This window comes from Shewanella sp. GJ50-10, assembly GCF_055808815.1.
In genome coordinates this window covers 300,879-325,167 of sequence record NZ_JBVVSS010000001.1, presented here as the reverse complement: position 1 = coordinate 325,167, position 24,289 = coordinate 300,879, and the positions used below count along the sequence as shown (strand labels likewise).

The 24,289-nt window shown below is 41.7% G+C and carries 18 protein-coding genes; 8 read left to right on the top strand and 10 right to left on the bottom strand.

Translation table 11 applies throughout. The features are described 5' to 3' along the window. Nucleotides 1-62: 62 nt before the first annotated feature. Both AC0L4E_RS01230 and AC0L4E_RS01225 read right to left on the bottom strand, forming a co-directional pair. On the bottom strand, nt 63-494 hold the full coding sequence (locus tag AC0L4E_RS01230) for a rhodanese-like domain-containing protein (protein ID WP_473677656.1): 432 nt from the start codon (nt 492-494) through the stop codon (nt 63-65). Between the two features lie 85 nt (nt 495-579). Next, entirely contained in the window at nt 580-2,604 is a 2,025-nt protein-coding gene (locus AC0L4E_RS01225; RefSeq protein ID WP_473677655.1) for a cytochrome c3 family protein, read from the bottom strand. A gap of 515 nt (nt 2,605-3,119) precedes the next feature. Between AC0L4E_RS01225 and AC0L4E_RS01220 the strand changes: the two genes are divergently transcribed. The 4 genes from AC0L4E_RS01220 to AC0L4E_RS01205 all read left to right on the top strand — a co-directional run bounded on the left by AC0L4E_RS01220 (nt 3,120) and on the right by AC0L4E_RS01205 (nt 6,909). After that, nucleotides 3,120-5,096, top strand: a complete 1,977-nt coding sequence (locus AC0L4E_RS01220) for a heme lyase CcmF/NrfE family subunit (protein ID WP_473677654.1) — start codon at nt 3,120-3,122, stop codon at nt 5,094-5,096. Continuing rightward, nucleotides 5,093-5,578, top strand: a complete 486-nt coding sequence (locus AC0L4E_RS01215) for a cytochrome c-type biogenesis protein (protein WP_473677653.1) — start codon at nt 5,093-5,095, stop codon at nt 5,576-5,578. Before AC0L4E_RS01220 ends, AC0L4E_RS01215 begins: the two co-directional genes overlap by 4 nt. Next, complete coding sequence (locus AC0L4E_RS01210) at nt 5,571-6,155, top strand: redoxin domain-containing protein (RefSeq protein ID WP_473677652.1); 585 nt, start codon at nt 5,571-5,573, stop codon at nt 6,153-6,155. Before AC0L4E_RS01215 ends, AC0L4E_RS01210 begins: the two co-directional genes overlap by 8 nt. A gap of 175 nt (nt 6,156-6,330) precedes the next feature. Next, on the top strand, nt 6,331-6,909 hold the full coding sequence (locus AC0L4E_RS01205) for a nucleoside triphosphate pyrophosphohydrolase family protein (RefSeq protein WP_473677651.1): 579 nt from the start codon (nt 6,331-6,333) through the stop codon (nt 6,907-6,909). Between the two features lie 138 nt (nt 6,910-7,047). Here the strand turns inward: AC0L4E_RS01205 and AC0L4E_RS01200 are convergent, their stop codons facing one another. From AC0L4E_RS01200 to AC0L4E_RS01180, 5 genes are all read right to left on the bottom strand, one after another. Next, nucleotides 7,048-8,049 (bottom strand): hypothetical protein, encoded by a 1,002-nt coding sequence (locus AC0L4E_RS01200; RefSeq protein ID WP_473677650.1) that lies wholly within the window; start codon nt 8,047-8,049, stop codon nt 7,048-7,050. Between the two features lie 31 nt (nt 8,050-8,080). Then, on the bottom strand, nt 8,081-8,968 hold the full coding sequence (locus tag AC0L4E_RS01195) for an alpha/beta hydrolase (protein ID WP_473677649.1): 888 nt from the start codon (nt 8,966-8,968) through the stop codon (nt 8,081-8,083). Between the two features lie 113 nt (nt 8,969-9,081). Beyond that, a complete protein-coding gene (gene ubiA, locus AC0L4E_RS01190; protein ID WP_473677648.1) occupies nt 9,082-9,963 on the bottom strand; it encodes a 4-hydroxybenzoate octaprenyltransferase in 882 nt (293 codons plus the stop codon). A gap of 204 nt (nt 9,964-10,167) precedes the next feature. Next, entirely contained in the window at nt 10,168-12,336 is a 2,169-nt protein-coding gene (uvrD, locus tag AC0L4E_RS01185; RefSeq protein ID WP_473677647.1) for a DNA helicase II, read from the bottom strand. A gap of 199 nt (nt 12,337-12,535) precedes the next feature. Next, nucleotides 12,536-12,895 carry a RidA family protein gene (locus tag AC0L4E_RS01180; protein ID WP_473677646.1) on the bottom strand — a complete coding sequence of 120 codons (360 nt, stop codon included), beginning with the start codon at nt 12,893-12,895 and terminating at the stop codon, nt 12,536-12,538. A 239-nt stretch (nt 12,896-13,134) separates the two neighbouring features. Between AC0L4E_RS01180 and AC0L4E_RS01175 the strand changes: the two genes are divergently transcribed. Further along, nucleotides 13,135-14,067 (top strand): LysR family transcriptional regulator, encoded by a 933-nt coding sequence (locus AC0L4E_RS01175; RefSeq protein ID WP_473677645.1) that lies wholly within the window; start codon nt 13,135-13,137, stop codon nt 14,065-14,067. Between the two features lie 138 nt (nt 14,068-14,205). Here AC0L4E_RS01175 and AC0L4E_RS01170 read toward each other — a convergent pair whose 3' ends face one another. Continuing rightward, nucleotides 14,206-14,748, bottom strand: coding sequence for an outer membrane beta-barrel protein (locus AC0L4E_RS01170; protein ID WP_473677644.1), 543 nt, complete (start codon nt 14,746-14,748; stop codon nt 14,206-14,208). A gap of 417 nt (nt 14,749-15,165) precedes the next feature. Between AC0L4E_RS01170 and AC0L4E_RS01165 the strand changes: the two genes are divergently transcribed. From AC0L4E_RS01165 to AC0L4E_RS01155, 3 genes are read left to right on the top strand one after another with little or no spacing between them, the layout of a single operon-like run. Beyond that, nucleotides 15,166-16,260, top strand: a complete 1,095-nt coding sequence (locus AC0L4E_RS01165) for an efflux RND transporter periplasmic adaptor subunit (RefSeq protein ID WP_473677643.1) — start codon at nt 15,166-15,168, stop codon at nt 16,258-16,260. A 2-nt stretch (nt 16,261-16,262) separates the two neighbouring features. Next, nucleotides 16,263-19,313, top strand: coding sequence for an efflux RND transporter permease subunit (locus AC0L4E_RS01160; RefSeq protein ID WP_473677642.1), 3,051 nt, complete (start codon nt 16,263-16,265; stop codon nt 19,311-19,313). Further along, nucleotides 19,300-20,799: an efflux transporter outer membrane subunit gene (locus AC0L4E_RS01155; protein WP_473677641.1), complete on the top strand. Its 1,500-nt coding sequence runs from the start codon at nt 19,300-19,302 to the stop codon at nt 20,797-20,799. The genes AC0L4E_RS01160 and AC0L4E_RS01155 overlap by 14 nt, the downstream gene beginning before the upstream one ends. A gap of 147 nt (nt 20,800-20,946) precedes the next feature. On the opposite strand, the gene AC0L4E_RS01150 is transcribed toward AC0L4E_RS01155, so the two are convergent. Together AC0L4E_RS01150 and AC0L4E_RS01145 are read right to left on the bottom strand one after the other, a co-directional pair. Next, nucleotides 20,947-21,570: a hypothetical protein gene (locus AC0L4E_RS01150; protein WP_473677640.1), complete on the bottom strand. Its 624-nt coding sequence runs from the start codon at nt 21,568-21,570 to the stop codon at nt 20,947-20,949. Between the two features lie 97 nt (nt 21,571-21,667). After that, entirely contained in the window at nt 21,668-23,887 is a 2,220-nt protein-coding gene (locus AC0L4E_RS01145; protein ID WP_473677639.1) for an LruC domain-containing protein, read from the bottom strand. Between the last annotated feature and the right edge of the window lie 402 nt (nt 23,888-24,289).

The window sequence follows — 24,289 nt, the reverse complement described above, 5'->3', positions numbered from 1 at the left end:
TCTTTGAAAAAGTTAACCCGCTGATGTCACATCATTGGACCAAAAGTCGAAAATATAAAAGGTTATGGTATTTCTGTAAGCTTGCCAGCAATGCGCCAGCCATAAATTCCCTCAGCCATATGCCTAACACCTGTGTAGCCAAGCTTTACAGTCTCGCGAGCTGCCATAGCACTTGAGGTACACAAGGTATTTGCGCAGTAGAAAACCATTACAGCATCCTTATTTTTTGGAAGTAATTCTTTCCAATTTTTTACATTGAAATAGACAGCACCTGGGATATGTCCTTCAGCCCATAACTCCATGGTATTTACATCAAAAAAATAAACATCCTCATCGCCTAATAACCACTCAGCTTCACGCATAGAAATTGGATTTAGTTGAATCTTATCAATCTGAACAGGAATGAGATCTCCACCCGCTCCAGCAAAAACTTGCGTTTGTACTGCGACGAATAACGATACTGAAATCAAAATTTTGCTAAGTAGTTTTTTCATGTTTTTCTCTCTAAATATCTCGGCATCTGCTGATGCCGAGTTATTAAAAAATGACTACCCACTAACGTGAGTAGTCATTAAGGTTTTACATTTTTTTGCCATTAATAATGGCTTGAGCTTGAGTTACATATACCAAGGCAGTATCAATACGTCTTTGCGTATAGTTAGCGCCATGTACACCCCAAGAACCGTCTTCTTCAAGTAGTTTCACAGTATCTTGAGCTTTGTCCGCTAATAGAAGAACTTGAGCTTTATCTTCAATAGATAAACGTGTCACTTCTAATAACTTATGAATAGCTTCAATACCAACAACCACTTTACCGTAGGTTTCTTTGATCGGTGTTTGCCACTTCATCACTTCACCGTAAATCGCTTGTTGATCTTTGTAGTGTAAGCTTGGGTCAAGTTCAGACTGGAACTGACTGTGACAACCTTTACCGTTGACGACGTTGTCATCAGAGATAGCAGTACGAGCACAAGACCACATTAAGTCTAAGTAGTAGTTATCATCAGCGTTCTTAGCAACAGTCCAACCTTTAACAGAGGCGTCACGAGCTTCACCTTCAGGCGGGTTCAATGTTTTCGCAACTGGGTCAATATCAATCTTCCAGATGTGAGATTTACGTACAGCATCGAAACCAGCATCGTCTGGGAACTGCATCGCGGTGAAGTTTTCACAACTGCCCATGTTAGGCATATGACAGCTTGTACAGCTCGCTTCACTATGAGTATCTGAATTCGCCATGAATTCAGCTTGAACAGCGTGACAGTCAGTACACTCTTGCTTCATTTTCGGCTTGGTGTAGTCAGACTTCCAATCGTTGCTTGTTACTTCATGTGGATCATGACAAGTTGCACAACGCATGCCTTTTTCATAATGCTTTGAACCAAACAATTGTGAACCTTCAGTACCACAAGAAGGACAAGATGACTTCATTTTCACGCCGAAGGCATATTCAAGCTTTTCTTGGCCTTTAGGCGTATCAGCTGCCACGTCATCAAACTCAAAACGTTGGTGACAACGTTCACAGTTAGATGGCATTCCGCCGCCATTACCACCGTCTAAGTGACCACCAGCGCCATGACACTCTTCACAAGCAATACCCTTAGAAATCGTATGCTTACGAAGTTTCTCTGGATCGCCTAATGCGTCTAAGTACTCTTCTTTAGATTGGAAATCAAACTTGAAGCTATGACACACTTCACAGTAAGAACTGGCAGGTTGGAACAACATTGCTTTTTCGTATTTCGCACCGTATGAGCTCATGCCCACTTGATGAGAACCACTATCGCCAAATGCTTCACCGCTGTTTGAAGATGGGAATTCTGGAATCGCGGCATTAATTTTTGTAGCCATTTCAGGGGTTAACCATTCAGCCCAACCACGAGAGAACTGGTTACCACCGGCAACCATTTTACCAGAACCATCTCTGAGTAAACCGTCACGGATATGGTAAGTACCACGTACCATCCACGCATCAATGAAACCATATTTAGTACGTGGAGTACCAACAACACCATAAATCATATCTTCAGTGATACCTGAAGGTAAAATAGAGGTATCTTTAGTGTTGTACATGGTTTTTTGTAAATCGTTGTCAACTTCTTCGAAATCCCCAGGGAAACGAATAGTTTTAGCGTGACGAGAACGACTCCATGCTTCATATTGTACTGCGTGACATTCACCACATTTCTCAGGTCCAACAAATTTATTTGGATAATCAAGAATTGATTTAGCACCTAAACGATATTGAACCGCACTTGGACGGCCTACACGTTCGCTATATTTTTGGCTTGAACCCGTATCTAAATATTCTTCACCACGGTCACTAATGTGGTAATCACCCACTAAGTTACCTTCTTCATGGTATTTAAATACTGGATGATTCTGAAATAAGTAATCAAAAAGTTCTTTTTCTTGAACAATATAATCTTGAAGTGTTTTAACACCTTTTGATTCTTCATCACCATTTGAATTAGCAATTACTTTCTGAGCTGACTTGCCCATCGCTGGTACGCTATCATATTTACCAGCGGCATTCGCATTGCCAACAATGCCAAGACAAACTAGCACACTCAGTGCTGTTATCTTGTATTTAGCCTGTTTCATTGTCCCACTCCTAATCATCATTATTTTATATTTCTTCGTCAAACCTGGCAGTTCAGCGAACGATATAATTAATTTGAGCAAGACTTAGTTTAAGGATAAAAACCAGGTAGAGATTGAGCTAGATCACACAAAGAAACGCCTTAGAGCTAACAAAAGATAAAATCAACATTAATCATATTAAACAGTAACTTAATTTATTTTTTATTTTATTTTTTATATAAAACAACCATTTTTTAAACTATCAAAAATCCTAAAAATTAATTTTGAAAATAAAAAATAATTGAATATTTAAACTAGCTAAATTAATAAGAGCCACCTCACAGAAAAATTTTATCAGGATAGATAATCTCTAACCAGTTTCTATTTATATTTAATATTTAACTTTATTTAAATGCAGAACAGATTAAATAAACAAACGATATTAAGCTCTCTTATATATTAGTAACTCTCTTTATATAAACAGCATTTAAAAACTTACAATTAAATTAAATACAACATGAATAGCAGGTCATAATATGATTCCAGAAATTGGACATTTACTTTTAATAATAGCTACTGGCTTATCATTATTATTAGCTGTCATTCCTGCAATTGGCTTATATAAAAACAATGATTACTTAGTGAGCTATTATCGACCAATTAGCAATATGATGATCACAGCCTTTATGGGCGCAATTATTTGTTTAGGTATCAGCTTTATAACCAATGACTTTTCTGTCGCTTATGTTGCCGACCATTCAAATACCCAACTTGCGACTTTTTATAAAGTTGCAGCAATTTGGGGAAGTCATGAAGGTTCTATGTTGTTCTGGGTCAGTGCTATAGCCCTATGGACCACCATCATTGCTAATACTCATCACGATGACAATCACGCCTTCTTTATTCGCACGGTATCAGTGTTAGCCGCCGTCATTTTTGGCTACAGCTTATTCATTATTTTTACCTCTAACCCATTCGTGAGGTTATTACCAAACTTTCCTATTGAAGGGCGAGATTTAAACCCAATTTTGCAAAATATTGGCTTGATTATTCACCCGCCATTATTATTTCTAGGCTATGTCGGTTTAACAGTTTGTTTTGCCGCATCCGTGGCAGCACTGTTAACAAAGCAGTTTAATCAACAACATGCCAAATATATGCGCCCTTGGGCCATCTTAGCTTGGGTCTTCTTAACTGGTGGCAATGCATTCGGTTCTTGGTGGGCTTATAACGAACTTGGTTGGGGTGGATGGTGGTTTTGGGATCCAGTGGAAAACGCATCATTTATTCCATGGTTAGTTGCTACAGCACTCGTTCATTCTGTGGTTATGAGCGAACGCCTAGGACAGTGTAAAAAACTGACTCTATTCTTAGCCATTCTTGCTTTTTCACTAAGTTTGCTAGGCACCTTTATTGTTCGTTCTGGCGTAGTGCAATCCGTACATGCATTCGCAGCTGACCCTACTCGAGGTATGTCTATTCTACTATTACTACTAGTGTTTTCAGGCAGTGCTCTGGCGCTATTTGCCGCGCGAGTCCACCACATTAAGACCACCGATAAATTTGCATTAATTTCTCGTAATAGCCTGATATTGATGGGCAACTTATTGTTAGTCGCAGCAGCTTTATCGGTACTTTTAGGTAGTTACTATCCAATTATTTATCGCGTTATTACAGGTGTCACCATCTCGGTTGGTGCACCTTACTTCAACAGTATATTTGTGCCAATTTTAGTTATGCTCAGTTTGCTTATGGGACTAGCGCCGTTACTTCGCTGGCAACAAGATCGAGCGAATAACTTGCAAGTGCCGGCTCTATTATTTGTCATTTCAGTTGTTCTAGCTGCCATTATCAACCAGTCGTTCGAACAAGCCAATGCTTGGTTCTTTATAGGTCTTATGTCGGTGACCTGGCTAGTGCTCACGTTAATCATTGCCATGATCCAACATCAATTGCATACAAGCTCTTTAGTACAAACTCGCCGTTTTTATGCCATGTGCGTGGCTCACTTTGGTGTCGCTGTAGCCATATTTGCAGGCACTGTGGTATCAAACCTTGAGCAAGAAGAAGTGCTCAGCATGGGACCAAATCAAGGGCGTGAGCTTGCTGGTTATACCTTCGTGTTCGAGCAAACGCAGCAGGTATCAACCAATAGCTACGATGCACTGCAAGCCAACATTCGTATTATGGATGAAGATGACAATACCGTCGGTTATGCCTACCCACAGCGTCAAACGTTTAAAACTAACGGTATGCAGATGTCTGCTGCAGGGGTTTACTCGACCTTAGCAAAAGATTTGTATGTCTCTATGGGTAATCAGCTTAATGACACTGAGTATTTAATTCGTATCAGTTATAAACCTATGGTCAATTGGTTATGGATTGGTGCTTTTTTAATGATGCTGGCAGGACTTGGTAGTGTAATGACTTGTCGAGAAAAATCGTCAAACAAAAAGGCGATTGAACAAGACAACAAACTTCATCCCGCACGATTACAGGAAGCCACTTCATGAAGAAACTAGAACGTGTCCTCAACATATTGACGAGTCCACTATTAACTTTACTTTTAGCTGTCTGGCTTATTTTGTTCTCCATTACAACCTGTGCCAATGAAGCCAGCGAGCAATTTTCACGTGCTAAATATTCTGCCGATGAAAAGCGCCAACTTGGCTTTGAAATCGCTCAAGAACTGCGATGTCCTGCTTCAGATAATCGCAACTTGTTTGATTCTGAAACCCAGATTGCCAATGAACTTAAGGGACATATTTTCCAAAAACTTAATCAAGGTCAATCTAAGCAAGAAATTATTGATTTCATGGTCGATCGTTTCGGCGAACGTATCCGTTATCAACCCAGCCTCAATTCAGGCACGTTAGCCTTATGGGTCATCCCTATTGGATTAATTTTTCTAGCAGCTGTTGGCTGCATTGCTTGGATAATCAGACAACCAAAGACCCAAATCAAACTCCATTTAGACGAGAATAACTATGAATAAATTAATCCCAATGACATTACTGTTGTTAACCAGCAGCGTGACATTTAATGCCTCAGCAAAGCCTGTCGATGTAAAAGTGTATGAGACCGGTGAAGCCATTGAAAAACCAATGGTAATGACTCGGTTTGTCGAGCTGAGAAATGCCAGAAGAATTCCGTCTATTGATTTCAAAGATCAACACGATAACGATGTTAATTTCAGCCAACACAAAGGCAAATTAGTCATGGTTAATTTATGGGCTACCTGGTGCCCACCTTGTATAAAAGAAATCCCTGTAATGCTGGATATTAAAGAAGCAAACAAAGACAAAGATTTTGTGCTGTTACCTATTTCTGTGGATTCTGAACCTGAACTTATCCAACCTTTTTTACAAGAGCACGGCTTTGAAGATTATGTCTCTTGGATTGATCCAGAAAAAGATATTGATTACATCATGCCAGCAGACTTAATCCCTGCAACCTTCATTTTAGATGGCCAAGGTCACCTAGTCGGTTTTGTTCGCGGCTACATTGATTGGACTGATAAAGACATTCAACCATACTTAGATGCGCTAATTAAAAAATACGCGAATATTTAGTTTCATCATCACAAAAGGTTAATTTTCAACCTCCGCTCAATCCCTGTTTACCCGAGCGGTTTCTTTTATTTAAAGCGGCGGTGCTATCATTTGATAGCACCGCCGTCTGCCTTGTAGAACTCACTTCAATTCATTACCATAACCGCCTATTTCTATTTTCTAGGCTTATTCAACCATGAAGTTATCTGTTTTAGACCAAGCGACATTTGACCATCTATACCGTGATATCAAACAATTCCGCAGCACATTTGATTTACCTATCGAAGATGCGACAAGCCTAGATGACAAAGCGGATACCCTTCATACCTCACTCATCATTGAAGAGCTAACAGAACTAGCAGAAGCTGATTGCCGTGTTGAACAAGCTGATGCCATCGTAGACTCGGTTTATGTGCTTATGGGGCGTTTAGTGCATTTAGGCGCGAGCAAAATCACTGACCGTCTAGAAATTAGCTACTTAGTTGATTTGCTTTTATGTGTGGCTAACAATCGCGAGATTAACTTCATTGAATGTTGGGATGAAGTGCATTCAAGCAACATGAGTAAAGTATGCCGTAACGAGCAAGAGCTCAGTGAAACCATTGCTCATTATGCTAAACAAGGCGTAGAGATTGTTGGCAGTACTAAAGGTGAGTTTATTATCGCTAAATGCGCTAAAGACGTAGAAATGGCTGGAAAAGTCGTCCGCCAAGGTAAAGTATTAAAATCAGTTTACTACCGCCCAGCTGACTTAGATAAGTTAGTGACGAACTAATTACCACTCGCGTAAATAGCTAACATATTGAAATGCGTTCAACCCTACTAGGTTGGGCGCATTTTTATATGTTGAAGACGAAAATCAAAGTGAAGGTGAAGATGAAGGTGAAGGTGAAGATGAAGTCAGCGTTAAGACTTAGCTTTGTTGCAAGCCTTCAATGACTAATTTGAGCTGCTGTGGTTCATCAAGCACCAATAGTAATTGCTCAATCGGCTCAGGCATTTGCCCCATCGCGCCAAAATATCGCTGAGTTTGATTAAAATCGACAATGACATTGGCGCTATCAGCGCGACCAACAAATAGGATGTCCTCATCCTTAGTTCTGGCTGTATCCTTAAGTGTTACCGCTTTAATATCAGCGATATCAACCATCATCAAGCCCCACATACTATTGTTAACCACCAATTTATCATCGTGCATATACAGTGAGTAATGACGGGATAGTCTGTAATTGGCAATAAAACTTAAAAAGCCATAGCCCACAATCGCCGACACTAAAACTGCAGCAATCTCACTCCAGTCAACCAGTAATAAATACGCGATAGTGGAGCCGATAAAGCATAATGAAATCATTAACCACATGAACCATACATTGGCACTGAGCAGTTTAATATTGGCTATTGCTTTGGGATGATTAGCACTAAACTTAGGGATACTGTAAAACCAATTAGCCGCTTCACCCGCCATTATCATGCCCACCATTTGGCTTTTTTCATCCTTGTTCATGTTCAGTGCTTTTATTCTTGGGTCGCCTTTGAGTTTTCTTGCTTGCCATAAGCCTTTCACCACACTGATGAGTAAATACATTTCTAGTAAAATGATAATCACTAAAACGGGGTATTTAATCCACATCATAAATTCAAAATAACTGGCAATTTCAGGTGGAAAACTAAGACGAGCCATCAAGGAACTCAAGCTTAGAATCATCAAGATTTTCCAAGGTTTTTGCTGGCCAATATTAATAATCGCTATCCAATACAAGATAGGTAAAACTAGGAAATACAGCACCGAAATTCCACCGACAATTGTCATTTCATAAGTGCTATTAAGCTGTTCAGGTAATACCTGAAAACCAATCACATAACTGATAATGGCTAGAGCTAAAAAGCCCAAACGAAATTTCATAGAACGTTTCACAATACACTCCTTGTAACGCTAAACGGTAAGATTAGTGCAGAGCCAACCTATTTTGCTGAGGCAAAAACCAGCTAAGACCCTGAATCGCGGCAGTTGGAAAAGCCATGCTGTGATCTGCCTCGGCAATAATCTGTAATTTGAGATTCATTCCTTGGGTCGCCGACAGCCGATTTTTTTGTTCTAAAATGGCTTTAAACTCCTTCGCATCGTTGACCATATCATGACCGAAATCAGTCAGTTCGGCAGTTTCATATTCTCCAATAGTAATAAACACATTGGCATTCACCCTTTTGAGCATAAAGTCACTAGCGCGAAACTGCTTCATCAACTGTTTGTCGTTAAACCATAAAGACGGGCTGCTCAGTAAGTAATTGTTAAACAATTCAGGTTGAGTCAATAAAGCATAAGCGCCAAATAACCCACCTAAAGAGTGACCCACTAAAGTGTTTTGGTTTGGATTTGTACGATAGGTTTTATTAATGCGGGGCATCAACTTATTAGCGATAAATCGCAAGTGTCGCTCGGCTTCACCGGTCTTTCGTTTCCAACCTTTATCTGCACTAGGGGTGTAATCACGAATACGACTCGCCGCTGGGCTCATACCTTCTTGCCAATCAATACCGACCAAAATGGCTTGCTGCATATGGCGCATATTCATCGGTAATCGCGTCACGCCCGATACCACTTGAAAATTGTACATGGCATCCGTCATATAAATAACTGGATAATATTGGGCAGGATCTTGGTCTTGATAGCTATTAGGTAGCTTTACAAACACCTTATAACTTCTATCTGAGTCTTCTAAAATAAACGAAGTAGTATTAGGAATGGAAAAGGCATCATCAGCCTTTACTGGTGTCGGTAAGGCTGATAAAAACAGCCCGAATACCGCCACAACCAGCAATAAAAAAGTGTGCATCAGCTATCCTTGTTGATGTTGTTTTAGCGCGATTTATTGGTGCTGAGCCTTATTTAGGCTCAGCTATTTTCCACGCTATTGTACCGTTTTTAGCGTAGAGTTTTTAAGTTATATTAGTAAGGCAACATGTAATCAGCAGCTAAAGCCACAAACAAGGCGAATCCGGCCCAGTTATTATTTAAAAATGCTTTGAAACAAAGTGCACGTTCACGGCTAAAGATCAGATATTGCTGATAACCACTAAAGAGAATAAATGTGCTAATGCCAATGCCATAAAACAAACCACGTTCAGCTGACCAGCCCGCTAAGATAAAGAAAACTAACGCCGCTAGTTGAAATAAAGCAATCCACTCTCGATCATATCGGCCGAACAAAATGGCTGTCGATTTGATGCCCACTTTTAAATCGTCATCTCTATCAACCATGGCGTACATAGTGTCGTAAGCTACTGTCCAGCACCAGTTTGCGGCAAACAACCACCAAGCCTCAATCGGCACAGTACCTAATTGGGCAGCGTAAGCCATAGGGATAGACCAGCTCCAAACAATGCCTAAAAACATCTGCGGCATATTGGTCACGCGTTTCATAAACGGATACATGATGGTGAGAATAATCCCCACCACAGAAAGCTTAACCACCAGCGGATTTAAAAACAGCACTAAACTAAAGGCAATCAAGGCCATCACGACAAACAGCATTAAGGCTTCTTTGCTGCTGACTTCACCAGAGGCTAATGGTCGATGTTTAGTACGCTCAACATGAGCATCTAGCTTTCGGTCGGCAAAATCATTAATCACACAACCACAGGCGCGCATGATAAAAACGCCAAAAATAAAGATAATCAAAACTTTAAGATCTGGCATGCCACCAGCAGCTAACACTAGCGCCATTAAGCATGGCCACATTAGCAATAATGTACCTATGGGTCTGTCTAAGCGCGTTAAGCGCTGGTATATCGAAATTTTCTGTTTTAGCGTCCATGAGGATACTGCCATGGCTAACTCACTCCCGCATTTGAAGTTTATTCACTTCTTATTCACCATCTTGTGATGGCTTTATTTGTATATGTTGGCCAAAATAATAATCTAACACGATGAAAAATTTATTAAACAATAACAAGCCAAAGCTAGTGATGCCAATGGCTATAGCTTGATCGACATCAAAGCTTATATCGATTTTAAATAAACTCGCTTTAACGTTTAACAGGCCTCTAATTTCGCCAGTGACACCAATAACCACTTACTGCCAAAATCGGTAAAATTAACTTGCACTCGGGCTTTATCAGCTGTGCCTTCAAAATCGGTCACAATTCCCTGACCAAACTTAAAGTGCTTCACTTTTTGGCCCACTTTAAAGCCACTATCATTAGCAATTGATTGGCGTGGTACATTAAAACGGCTGCTCATTGATGGTGCTGATACCGAGGCTTTCATGCGAATTTCTTCGACATATTCCGATGGAATTTCACCAATGAAACGTGAAGGACTGGCATAGTCTTCACGGCCATAAATACGACGAGATTCAGCGTAACTGATATACAGTTTTTGCATCGCACGAGTCATGCCTACATAACATAGCCGGCGCTCTTCATCTAAACGGTCGCCTTCATCCAGCGCCATTTTACTTGGGAAAATCCCTTCTTCGACACCCGCCATAAACACCATTGGGAACTCAAGTCCTTTGGCGGAGTGCAATGTCATTAACTGCACAGCATCGGTAAACTTATCAGCTTGCCCTTCGCCCGCCTCTAATGCCGCATGGGATAAAAAGGCATTTAACTCGCCCATATCTTCCAGCTCTTCTGGCATTTCGAAGCTGCGCGCAGCAGTGACTAATTCATTTAAGTTTTCTACTCGTGATTGCGCTTTTTCGCCTTTTTCAGCTTCGTACATAGCCCGCAAGCCTGAACGCTGAATAACCGTATCAGCCATGCTATATAGACTCATGTCGCTAGTGTCGGTGCGCATACCAATCACTAAGTCCATAAACCCATTAACCGCATTCGCCGCACGGCCTGTTAATACTTTTTCTTCAATAAGTCGCACGCTCGCTTGCCACATGGTCATTTCTTGCTGACGTGCTGTGGAGCGAATAATTTCTAAGGTGCGATTACCAATACCACGAGTTGGTGTGTTAACCACCCTTTCGAAGGCTGCATCATCATCTTTATTGTTGATTAGACGCATGTAACCCATGGCATCTTTAATTTCTTGGCGCTCGAAGAAACGTAAGCCACCGTATATTCGGTAAGCTAAGCCCTTATGCAATAAGGCTTCTTCCAATACACGCGACTGCGCATTAGAGCGATATAAAATAGCGCAATCAGCAAGATTGCCGCCACTTGCATGCCACTCAGCCATTTTGCCGACAATAAAACGCGCTTCATCCATTTCGTTAAAGGCGCAGTAAACAGAAATGGGCTCACCAGCCTTATCTTCAGTCCACAGCTTTTTGCCTAAACGTTCAGGGTTATTGGCAATCAATTCATTCGAGGCATTCAAGATGTTGGCTGTTGAGCGGTAATTCTGCTCCAGCCTGACAGTATTTGAACCTGGGAAGTCGGTTAAGAAACGATGTAAGTTTTCAACTTGTGCCCCGCGCCAGCCGTAAATTGATTGGTCATCATCACCCACAATCATCACATTGGCAGACTTACCAGCTAATACACGGATCCACGCATACTGAATTGCGTTGGTATCTTGGAATTCGTCAACCAAAATGTGCTTAAAGCGTTCTTGATAATGTGCAAGCACATGAGGTTTATTGAGCCATAACTCATGGGCACGTAATAAAATTTCGGCAAAATCTACCAAGCCTGCGCGATCGCACGACTCTTGATAAATCTTGTAGATGTTTAATAGGTTTTGCTCAATAGGAAAGCCGCCTGCATCGATATGCTTGGGACGTAAACCTTGGTCTTTTTTGCCATTGATATAACCTTGGCATTGACGCGGAGGATATTGCTTTTCATCTAAATTGAGGCTTTTAAGAATACGTTTTAATAAACGTAATTGATCGTCAGAATCGATGATCTGAAAGCTTTGCGGTAAGTTCGCATCTTGATAATGGGTGCGCAATAAACGATGAGCTAAGCCATGGAAGGTACCTATCCACATGCGGCCCATATTTGTGCCGACAACCTTCTCAACCCGCTCGCGCATTTCTGCCGCCGCTTTATTGGTAAAGGTCACTGCTAAAATAGAGTATGGACTTTGTTGTTCCACCTGCATCAGCCAAGCAATACGGTGGGTTAATACCCGTGTTTTACCACTGCCTGCCCCAGCTAAAACGAGCATACTCGAAAGTGGTGCACCCACAGCTTCGCGTTGCATTTCGTTTAGGCCATCTAATAATGATGATACGTCCATTGGTCCTCCCAAAAATCAAGCGGGCAGTATATCAGTTCAATGGCGTGTGAGCCTAGGGTCGAAACAGGCTAAATCATAGAAGAATAAACAGCGATAACAGTAGGAATAACCTCTGTCAATTAACGGAGATTCAAGATTGACACTCAAGTCATCGACATCAATGACTTAAGTGTATTGGCGCAAGCTGTATATCGAGGTGTTATGATGGAGTAATCTCAGCAGCAATCACTGAAATTTCAACTAATAAGGCTTCGCGCGCCATCTTTGCGGCAACACAAGCGCGTGCTGGTGCGTAACCTTCAATCACCCATGCATCCCAAACCGCATTCATTTCAGCAAAATATGACATGTCTTTGACATAAATAGTGGCTGATAACATATGCTTTTTATCACTGCCCGCTTGCAGTAATAACGCCTCAACTTTATCCAACATGGTTTGAGTTTGTTCGGTGATGTCTTTAGTGGCATCTTGGCAAACTTGGCCACATAAATAGATAGTGCCGTTGTGCTTCACAATACGACTCATGCGGGTTTTGGTTTCCATACGTTCAATGGTCATGTTTGCTCTCTTAAAATGGGACATAAATAGATGTCCAATATTATCCGCCATATCAATCAACAATAACAACTGAGAATCGCTCAACTGTCGAAGGAATTTACCAGCCGAAACCATTACTATTCTCGCCTTTGAGATCAAGATAAAGCTGTGAAGTCATAGACGAAAACATCAGCCAGAATTGACAGAGTAAACACCGAAAAACTACACTGATATATTGCAAAACTAATGAAGAACAGCATATGCACATCAATGACTTAGAGTTATTTATCGCGGTAGCAAAATTAGGTAGTTTTTCTAAAGCCGCAGAATCGCTAGATACTCGACGCGCTTTAGTGAGTCGCCGCATTGCTGAACTCGAAAAACATCTGGGTGCACCGCTGTTCATTCGCACCACCCGCGCCATGTCATTAACTCCCAATGGTGAGCAATTTCTGGAGCAAGTTGAGCCCTTAGTCGATCAAATACGTAATGCCGCTCACGTCATGCGTAATCAACAAGCCAAAGTACAGGGTAAAATTCGTATTGGGCTAATCCCTTATAGCGATAAGTTACTGCAACGTCATATTGCTGAATTTATGCAACAGTATCCTGAAGTGCAACTTGATATATTCATGATCCATGGTGATTATCGTGACCTCACCCGATTAGGGTTAGACTTTATTTTATATTCTGGCGACTTAACCGACAGTAGCTTTATCGCCAAAAAGCTCACGACTTTCAAACTAAAGTTATTTGCAGCACCTAGTTACTTTGAAAATAGACCCGCCATTAATTGTATTGATGACTTAAGCGAGCATTTCTTTATCGGTAGGCGTGACTATGACGGGACTTTAGAGTCTCAAGTGACATTAAACGACCAAACGATCAATTTAAATTACAACATTATTACTAATGAGATTAACTCTCTACTCAACTTCTGTCATGCAGGTTCTGGCATTGCCATTCTACCTTACAGCATTGTGGCTGAGTCAGTTGCATCAGGACAACTGGTGAGTATATTACCTGAGTTAGAATCAGAATCGTTCGAATGCTCTCTGGTTTACCCAAGTAGAAAGCACCTATCTTCAGCAGCAAAATTATTCATTAATACTGTGGTGGAAATGGCAGAAACTTTAGCCGACACTGAAACCGAATTTCGTATCCAACAAAAAAAGCATAACACCAATGACTAATGCACAAATTTAGTCTTGGTCTTATGCTTAAAAGGGTAACCATCAAGGATTACCCATAAAGTTAGCTTTATAATAAAGCTAAAAATAATACTCAATGATAAAGCCAATGGGTGCTTTATCATCAGGGAAGAGTATCAGTTAGAATTTGTAATCAAGCGTCAGGTAAACCTGTTGGCTGTTATCAATTTGAATATTGTTCTCGCTATAATCTTGCTCTAAGTAGCGGTAACCTAAATCAGATGAGAAGTGCTCACTCCATTTGTATTGCATACCAACTTGGCCGCCGTAAACAAAATCAGTCGATGCTCTACCAGCCACTTTATTGTCGTTAGCACCCGCCACAACACCAACGAATAAATTCACATCTTTATGCACTGGGATAAGGTAGTCATAAGCGACTAACCAGCTGTACTGCTCTTGCTTGTACTTGTCGCCACTGACTGAAAACTTGTCTTCCATGTAGCCGAAAGTACCTGTGATTCGGTGCTGTTCATTAATCAACGCACCCACACGTAACTGCCAAGACACATCTTCAGAGTCTTTTTTAATGTCACCTTTAATGGTGTCAGTTTGATAGCCTGCTGCACCACCAACAAAATATTCAATATCTGCTGCTTGGGCTGCTGAAGTGCTACCGACCATTACACCGGCTAATAAGATTGCTTTATAGAGTTTATTCATCACATTCACCTTTAATTTCAATTTGTTATTTGTTTCAACATCCCTGAATGACGAATTCATCTTATAAAAGTGATTAGCGGATAAAAAGCCCCTAAAGTGGTTCTCTCAGTCTCAAAAAACGGGACAATACCATTCAAGGCAAGCTATTGAATAATAATGTAAAAGCAAGCAACAACTCAAAGAAAAACCTCACGACAAACGCTAACAATAACATCACAAATACTCATATAAAAAAACCTATCGGCTCCATTACTATTACCTATCGAGGGAAATCACTCTTCTTTACTTAAGGAATCAACATACTTTTACTTTTTTATGATTGTCTCATTTTTAAAGACAATAAAACTCAATTTCCCCCTCTAATGTTTCAGTTTGTATCAGCCTAGAATTAGCCATCAAATTTTAGAGGGAAACGCAATGAAATCCATGACCAGCAAACTATCAACAATGAGCTGTTGCCTTTTGGCCTTAACTGCTTGTAGCGAGCAGCCACAAGTTGCCACTAAAGTGATGCAGCCGATTTCGGTAATTCAACTTGATAACCATATGGATCAACACTCATTACGTTTTTCAGGAGTGGTTGAAGCGCAGCAAAAAGCTGACTTGTCCTTTCGAGTGTCGGGCACATTAAATGAATTGCTTTTTGAGCAAGGAGATAGCGTTAAAAAAGGCCAGATAATCGCAAGGCTTGATCCTCACGATTATCAAGTTAGAGCCAACGAGCTCACTGCGCGCCTAGCCGAAGCTGAAGCAAGTTTGCAACTAGCCAAAGATGAGCTTAAGAGAACTCAAATGGCCAGTGATGACAATGCGATATCTGATATTAGCTTACAAAGAGCCAAGACTGGAGTTGTGCGTGCTCAAGCAGGTGTTGATGTGGTCACGCTCAATCTACAACAAGCTAAAGATGCCTTACGATACACTGAGCTTAAAGCACCATTTGATGGCGTTATTGGTCGCAAGCAGTTTGATAACTATGAGCAAGTTATTCCTGGTGTTGCCTTTACCACGATTCATCAGCCAAATAGTCTCAATGCGATTGTTGATATTCCAGAAGCACAACTAAATGTATTTTATAAAGATCAACTAGCATTGATCAGTTCAAATAATGTACCTCAGCAGTTAAAAGGCCAAATCACTGAAATCACCACAGTACCCGATCCGATCAAACGTACCTTTAGTGCAACAATTGCCATTTCAGGCACATCAGAAAACCTATACCCAGGCAAGGTAGTCAATGTTCGCATAAATGATGAAACTCTTGACCCCAATAGCATTTGCTTGCCATCTACTGCATTAACCAGCAAAGAACAATCTATGTACATTGCGACCTTAGTTGATCAGAAGGTACATAGGATTGCTGTCGAGGTGACTAAAACAGGTCGTAAACAAACTTGTATTATTGCTAAAGAAGGCAATAAATTAACCGGCCTTGAAACCGTTATCGTAGCAGGTGCAGCTTATCTATCAGACGGCCAATTAGCCACTAATCTGGTTGAATTAGGAGAGTAGTCATGAACTTTGCTGAATTTGCTATTCGCCAACGGGTATTTGTTACCTTTTTTACCGTACTGGCGGTCATTGCTGGTATTTATTCTTACTTCGACTTAGGTAAGCTTGAAGATCCGTCTTTTACTGTTAAAACTGCCGTTGTCGTCACTCTATACCCAGGTGCTTCTGCTAGTGAAGTTGAAAACCTTGTCACAGATAAGGTCGAAACGAAGCTGCAGGAAATGGCATCTTTAAAAACCCTGCGCTCGCTATCAAAGCCTGGTGTTTCAATGATTTTTGTCGACCTAGTCAGTAAAACCTCATCATCTGATTTACCTCAAGAATGGGATTTGCTCCGTCGTAAAGTCAATGACATTCAACTAGCCCTGCCACCGCAAGCTCAAATCAATATCGTTCAAGATGAGTTTTCAGAAGTGTATGGCATGCTATTCGCCATCCACAGTAATGATGCTGAAGCTTACCAAATTAAAGATTACGCTGAAGAATTACAGCGCCGCCTGAAAGAAGTGAAAGGTATTAAAAAGATTGAGCTTCACGGCGTACAAAACCGTGTAGTGCATATTGATATTAGCGATGAACGTATCGCAGAATCAGGGTTATCTTCAGCTCAAGTGCTAAATCAACTCAATAGCCAAAATATGTCGCTTGATGCAGGCAGTTTTGATGTGGGGATTGAACGTCTGCGCGTGGCACAAAGTGGTGCTTTTAATAGTATTGAAGACATTAAAAACCTTTCCATTAAAACAGGTGTTGGTAAGTTATCGAGTGGCTTAGTTCGCCTAGGTGATGTAGCCGATATTTACTATGATTATCAGAAGCCTGCATTAACAAAAAGCCGTTTTAATGGCGAACCTGCCATTACCCTCGCAGTCAGCCCTGTCAGCGGGATTAATGTAGTATCGCTTGGTGATGAGTTAATGGATATTATCGACAGCTACCAAGCTGAATTACCACTGGGCGTTACCATTAGCACGATTGCGTTTCAGCCTGAAGAGGTGCATAAATCCATTACCAGTTTTGTGTCTAACCTGATTGAAAGTATCGCAATTGTTGTAGTGGTATTACTAATTTTCATGGGCTGGCGCAGTGCTGCTATTGTGGGTTCAAGCTTACTGTTAACCATTCTATTCACTCTCATTTATATGAATGTGTCTGGTGTAGATCTGCAACGAGTCTCTGTCGGTTCATTTATTCTTGCTTTGGGCATGTTGGTCGATAACGCCATTGTTATCACCGATATGTTTGTCGGCAAGCTCAAACAAGGTATGGCGAGATTAGAAGCGGCTAAAAGCTGTATTAGCGAAACGGCGGTACCATTATTAGGTGCAACAATCATTGCTATTATGGGCGCCTCACCAGTGATTTTTTCAACCACAGATGCCTCAGAATTCTCTCTTTCAATCATTCAAATCTTAGGTAGTTCATTATTATTGTCGTGGGTTATCGCGATGACTATCACCCCATTAATGTGTTGGGCATTTATTAAAGTCGATGTGAATAATAGTGAGGAAAAACCGAATCAATTTATGACCAAGCTTCGTTTAACGGTGCAATGGGTTATTCGCCATCCTAAGTACACTATTGGCTGGGTTTTACTGGCAGTAGCCATAACCGCAACCCTCGTGCCTTCAGTCAAAATTAACTTCTTCCCAAGCTCAGATAGAGCCATGGTGTTCCTTGACTACTGGTTACCGAATGGCAGCCGTATAGAAGATGTTTCAAGTGATATGAAACAGATTGAACAATGGTTAATGGCGCGCCCTGAAGTCAGCAGTATTTCGACTTCAATTGGTGCCAGTGCCCCACGCTTCTCTGTCACGATCGAACCTGAGCCAATGGATAGCAGTTATGGACAAATCCTAATTAATACCCATGATTATCATGATATTAAGTCATTAGTTACTGATGGTAATATTTGGATAGCCAAAACTTTCCCACAAGCCCAGCCGCGCTTTAGAGATTTAAAACTGGCCACCAAGGATAAATTTAATATCGAAGCGCGTTTTTCTGGCCCAGATCAAAAAGTGCTCCACCAACTTTCAAAACAAGCGCAAGCCATCATTAATGAACATCCGAATACCCGTTATGTTCGTGATGATTGGCGTCAAGAAAGTAAAGTGATGATCCCAGTGATGAACCAAGAGCAAGCACGACTTGCAGGGATTAATCGCACTGATATTTCACTAGCATTAAAACGTGCCACTGACGGGTTAACCGTTGGCCAGCTGCGTGAAAATGACACCTTAATGCCAATTTTATTCAAGTCGACTAATGCCAGTATTGATGACATTGGTGATATCCCAGTACGCTCATTTATGGGGCTGCACAGTGTGCCATTAGCTCATGTTGTCGATGACTTTGAAATTGAAGGCGAGCAAAGCATGTTATGGCGCCGAAATCGCGTGCCGACATTAACCGTTCAAGCAGGCGTTGTAGGTGATGCTGTCGGTAAAGTACGTAATGAAATTAGTGCTCAAATTGAAGCCATTGAATTGCCTAAAGGCTACAAGCTTGAGTGGGGTGGCGAGTATGCTGATGAAAAAGAAGCTGTTGATGACTTAATCCAACAAACACCTAAAGCATTCTTAATTATGATTGTTATTTTAATGGCATTATTTAGCGCTTACCGACAACCTACCATCATCTTCATGTTAGTACCGCTTGCGGGAATGGGTGTTTGTTGGAGCTTACTCTTATTCGGTAAACCCTTTGGTTTCATGGCTCTAGTTGGCGCCATCGCCTTGTCAGGCATGATTATTAAAAACGGCATTGTATTGGCTGACCAAATCGAATTAGAGCGAAAAACAGGTAAATCGCTAGATGATTCAATTTTATCAGCAACCCTCAACCGTACGATGGCTATTTCAATGGGCGCACTGACCACCGCATTAGGTATGGTGCCACTGTTAAGCGATCTGCTATTCGATCAAATGGCGGCAACCATTATTGGCGGCTTATTCGTGGCCACCTTCTTAACCTTGCTGTTAATGCCTGCGTTATACAAACTTTTCTTTAAAAATGACTCTCAGGAGGTTGCCAATGAAGAAGCGTAATCTATCTCTGCTTATTGGCCTCTTACTCACAGGTTGTAGCATGACACCCGACTATCAAGTCGAGGACACTATCAAGCTTGATACTGTGTATTTACATGACGCCAGCCAAGGCGAAAGTCAAATAGAACACGATGCTTGGTGGCAACGCTTTAACGATCCACAGCTTAATCAGTTAATTGAACAAGTGCAGCAACAAAACATCACCATTCAATTAGCGGCGCAGCGGATCCAATCAGCTAAGGCTTATGAAACCAGCGTATCGTCATTTAAAATACCAACAGTTTCTGTAGGCGCCGGTGGGTTTTCATATGGGATCTCTGAAAAAGATCCACTTTTGGGTGCTGCGGTATCTGGCATTAATTTCGGTGGCCAAAATTTGGCACTGGATAATGATTATCAAGGCGCTGTGGTCGGGGCTAATATCAGCTGGGAAGTGGATATTTTTGGCAAGATTGACTCCCTCAGTAATGCTGCGAGCATTCGTATTGAGCAAGCCGAAATTATCCAACAAGGCATGGTGACCTTAATCACTGCAGATGTAGTTCATAATTATCTGCAATATCGCGGCGCTCAAGCAAGATTGGCGATTGCCAAGCGCAATATTGATGAGCAAGAGCAAACCTTGAACATGGTTAAAAGTTTAGTCAAAAGCGGTTATGGCTCAGATCTCGACTTAGCCAATGCAAGCGCTGCACTAGCTACTGTAAAAGCGACCCAAACTGTGTTTGAAACCGCAGAAAAAGTCCACTTGTACCGTATCTCAACCTTACTTGGGCTACACCCATCACAAGTGACTAATAAGTTTAGCCAAGCGCCATTACCTTTGGTAACTGGACAAATTCCGGTTGGGTTACCATCTGACTTATTAAAGCGCCGTACAGATATCGCCTTTGCTGAGCGTGATATGGCTGCAATCAATGAAGAACTTGGTGCGAGTATCGCCGCTCAGTACCCGAGCTTTTTCATTACCGCATCGCCAGCCACGCTAGCTAAAAATGTGGATGATTTATTCAGCTCAGGTTCTGCCTCATGGATGGGCGGTATAGGGGTAAAATGGAACTTAATCGACGGCGGCCGTGGGCAAGCTATGGTGGACTTACAGGAATCTCGCTTTAAGCAGGCAAGCTTAGGCTATCAGCAAACCGTTAATGATGCGTTTAATGAAGTTGAAACCACCTTAATGAGTTACGGCAACAGCCTTAAGTTTTACCAGCAGCTCAACACAGCTGCTGGCCAAACTCAAACTGCGGTAAGTAAAGCTAAAAGTTTGTATAAAGCGGGCTTGATTGATTATATACAAGTCCTTGATGCCCAGCGCCAAGATAACTTGATGCAAGATAGTTTAGTGGTGGCTCAGCTAAATATTGCCAGTAATTTGATTTTGGTGAATAAAGCCTTGGGCGGAGATTGGACTGCAGTTTCAGAGCAAACCACGACTGAAACGGCAACGACATCAACAGAGATGGTAACAACACCAGCAGAGTAATCAGTTAATTTATAAATTAAAAATCCCCCAAGCATCGTCTAAATGTGATGCTTGGGGATATTAACCCGTTCAACTGTTAAAGCGGTTTATACATCAGCAGTAAATGCATTTACGTTAGTGCATATACGTTAAGCATAAGTGACTGAGTTAGTTAATCGTTAGCTTCTGTTCTTCCACTTCCATGTCATATGACCACATTTGATACACAGGGTCTGAACCATCATAGAACCACACCACAGCAATTAGATTTTGCTGATGATTTGCCACTAACAGCGCATCATTCAAACTGCCCTCATCTAAGGCACCACGTAATAAACATGATTCAAAATTCACTGTCACCTGCGCACCACTTTGCTCATATTGGTCACAAAGCGAAAAATATCCACGTTGAGTTGAATCCATTGCCACATCAATCGCTAAAGTGAATGCGGCTTGCAAATCAAAGTCTGCATCAACCACTAAGTCATCAATTGACGTAGGCGCTGGAGCTGGCTCTTCTGGAGTCTCAGGATCGGGATCCGTTGGTGTTTCAGGCGTGGTCGGCGTTGTTGGAGTCGTCGGTGTCGTTGGCGTCGTTACCGCTGGAGTCGCTGGAGTCGCTGCCGCAGGTTCTGGAGAACTATCGTCACCACCGCCTCCCCCACAAGCAGTTAATTGGCTCAGCATTATAACCATAGCGATGCTACCGAGTTTCATTTCTTTTAAAGCCATGCCGTTACCAAACGTTACTTGTTCATTTTTTTGAGTTTTATCAGTTGTTAATGTGTTCATAATATTTACCTTTTAAATTCCGTCTTACTTAAATTCATTGTGTTTGCTATCAATTCATTTTTTACATTTATCAAAGTGCTAGTTGTTGTAGTTAGCATTAGTCTTTGAAAATTAATGAATCAGCAGCGGTTAGGTACCAATAAGGTTTTGTCGCACCTGTTGCGTCTGCAGCAAATTCAATAAATTCAATATAGGCATTATCAACACGCTGTTTTTCAGCAGGGTGCTGCCATGTATCTGGTACTTCAATCGCCCAGCTCATACCATTTTTATCTTGGAAATACTGACCTTGTGAAGCGGTAGAAGCATCGTCATGCATCCCTAAAAAGCGAGTATCAAACAAATCAGTTGGCGCTTTATTTTTCAGATGGATTTCAAGTTTACGACCCGGATTTTTACCGTCAGTAATATTTTTAGCGGCTAATCCATGATCGGTATCAGGTGTCGCAAAAATGAATGGGTCATATGGGAATTCAGGCATTTCATCCACATGGATTGAATCAATAAATGGTACGGTCATTTGCCATGTTGCGCGGTATTGGGTCCCACAACCCGGCTCTGTTCTAAAGTACAAACAACCGTTACCAGGAGTGGCGTGTTGCCACAAATCTTCACTAAATAGTAGTACTGCATTAGTTTGATTTTCTTCTAGTGGTGACGTGGTTTGTTTAACGCCTTGCATGCTCCACTCAATTGCTGACTCTTGTACGTTGCCACGCCCCACATCAGGAAGCTGCACCGCAAAACCGTTATGGTAAGCCGCACCCATTGCAACTAGTTGGGCATCAAATGCCACTCGACGCACCAAGTCATTTTTACTGAACTGGCTAATACGTAACTGCATCACCACATCGTTCATATCAAAGTCACCTTGGTTCGGATATAAATCCTCATAAGCTAAGGTGGTGTATTCAGATGAAGATGGGTAGTAACTAATCGTTACCCCAGTTTCAGTCACTGTTAGCGGGTAATCCTCCACCTCACCATCACTCACACCGCCGTTTGGCAGCAAGTCAGCAACTGAACTTAGGCGGAAACGTGACCATGTTTCACCAGTTTTGGCCCAGTTAGGCACATCGATAGATATCGTGGTTGTGCCTGCGCTAACAGAGCGACCCGCAATCACTTTTTCATCGGTATCGAACTCGCCATTTTGGTTCCAATCGACCCAAGCATTTAAGAATGCAGCGTCACCTTGAGTCGTGACAATTAACATTGCAGATTCACCGACTTCGAACCCCGTTGGCATGCTAATACCGTCATCGTCATCAATGCCATCGCTTTCATCATCTGAAAGCGGCGCTGGATAACCGTCAGATTCATTATCCACAAGGCTACCCAGAGACATACCTGCAACAATGCTGTGACGGGCACCGTTTGAATCAATCAAGGTGCCGTAGCTGTCTGGCGCATCACCAAAGTCGACACTGTCACCAACAGGCACTTCAGCCAAGGCACAACGAGCACCGTCATTAGAGGTGGAAGAAGGGCCATAAGAAAATAATTCAGCTTCAGGTGTGTCGCTGTCCACGTTAACTTTATACACGTTACCGTCGCCGTTATTACTTAGGTAGAGGTTGCCATCGGGGTCAAAGAATTGCGCACCAAAAGTGAAACTACCGCTATCTTTAGTAATAACCATTCCGATGGTTTCAGCAGCACCTGTACTTGGGTCAATCTTGATTAATGACCCTGTACTACCGTTAGTGACTGCGTACAAGAAGCCATTACTTGGATGAAATGCAAAATCAGTGACGTTGTAAGTGGCATTTGATTTACTGCCTGGAACAATGTTCATTGGGTGGTCATTTCCATCAAGCGGTACGGTAAATAAGCCTTTATTTTTACGATAGCCGTACCAGACGTTTTCGTTGATAGCGACATCACCCACATAGAAGTTACCGGCCGCTGCAGCTGAACTGTCTTTTACAATCGTTAGTGGCTCAACTTGATAATCTTCGCCAACTTTACCCACAGTACCGTGCTCATAATCCCAACCGTAAAGGTAGTTATCTATGTAACTGAAACCAACACCATTGAATCCTTTGTTTAACCCCATGTCTGGAGACAGCACGGTGTAACTACCTGTGCCGAGTTGAACACCAAATGTTTTTGGTACACCAGATGGCGTTTGCACAATGAATGCTTCAGTCGGACACGCTTCGAAGGCTTCAGCGGCATTGGTATTAGCGCTAAATAGCGCCATGCTAGTACCAATAGCAATACTACTAAAACCAAGAATATTGATAATCTGCGAATTCAGTGAATTTACCGCGACTGTTTTCGTTTGTGATGGTGTTGCTTTAAATGTTTGCATATTGGCATCTCGCTATTCGTTATCAGGATGTAACGGGATAATGCATAGTGGATGCCAATTTTATTTACCGTTAAAATACAATAACTTAACTTTGTTTATGAATTGTTTTTAAGACTAAAATGCATTCTGCAATGCATTCTGAATTTGAGAAGATGGGTGTTTATATTTCCAAACTTGGTTTGGATTAAGGTCAAGGTCGTGGTGCTTCAACCGCACCAGATTGCAGTTGCAGCTCTCTCGTATTTTCCAAACTCCGTTTGGATTAAGGTCAACGTCGTGGCGCTTCAACCGCACCAGATTGCAGTTGCAGCTCTCTCTTATTTTCCAAACTCCGTTTGGATTAAGGTCAAGGTCGTGGTGCTTCGCCCACACCAGACGAAAGGGAAACAGCAGCATTTCCCT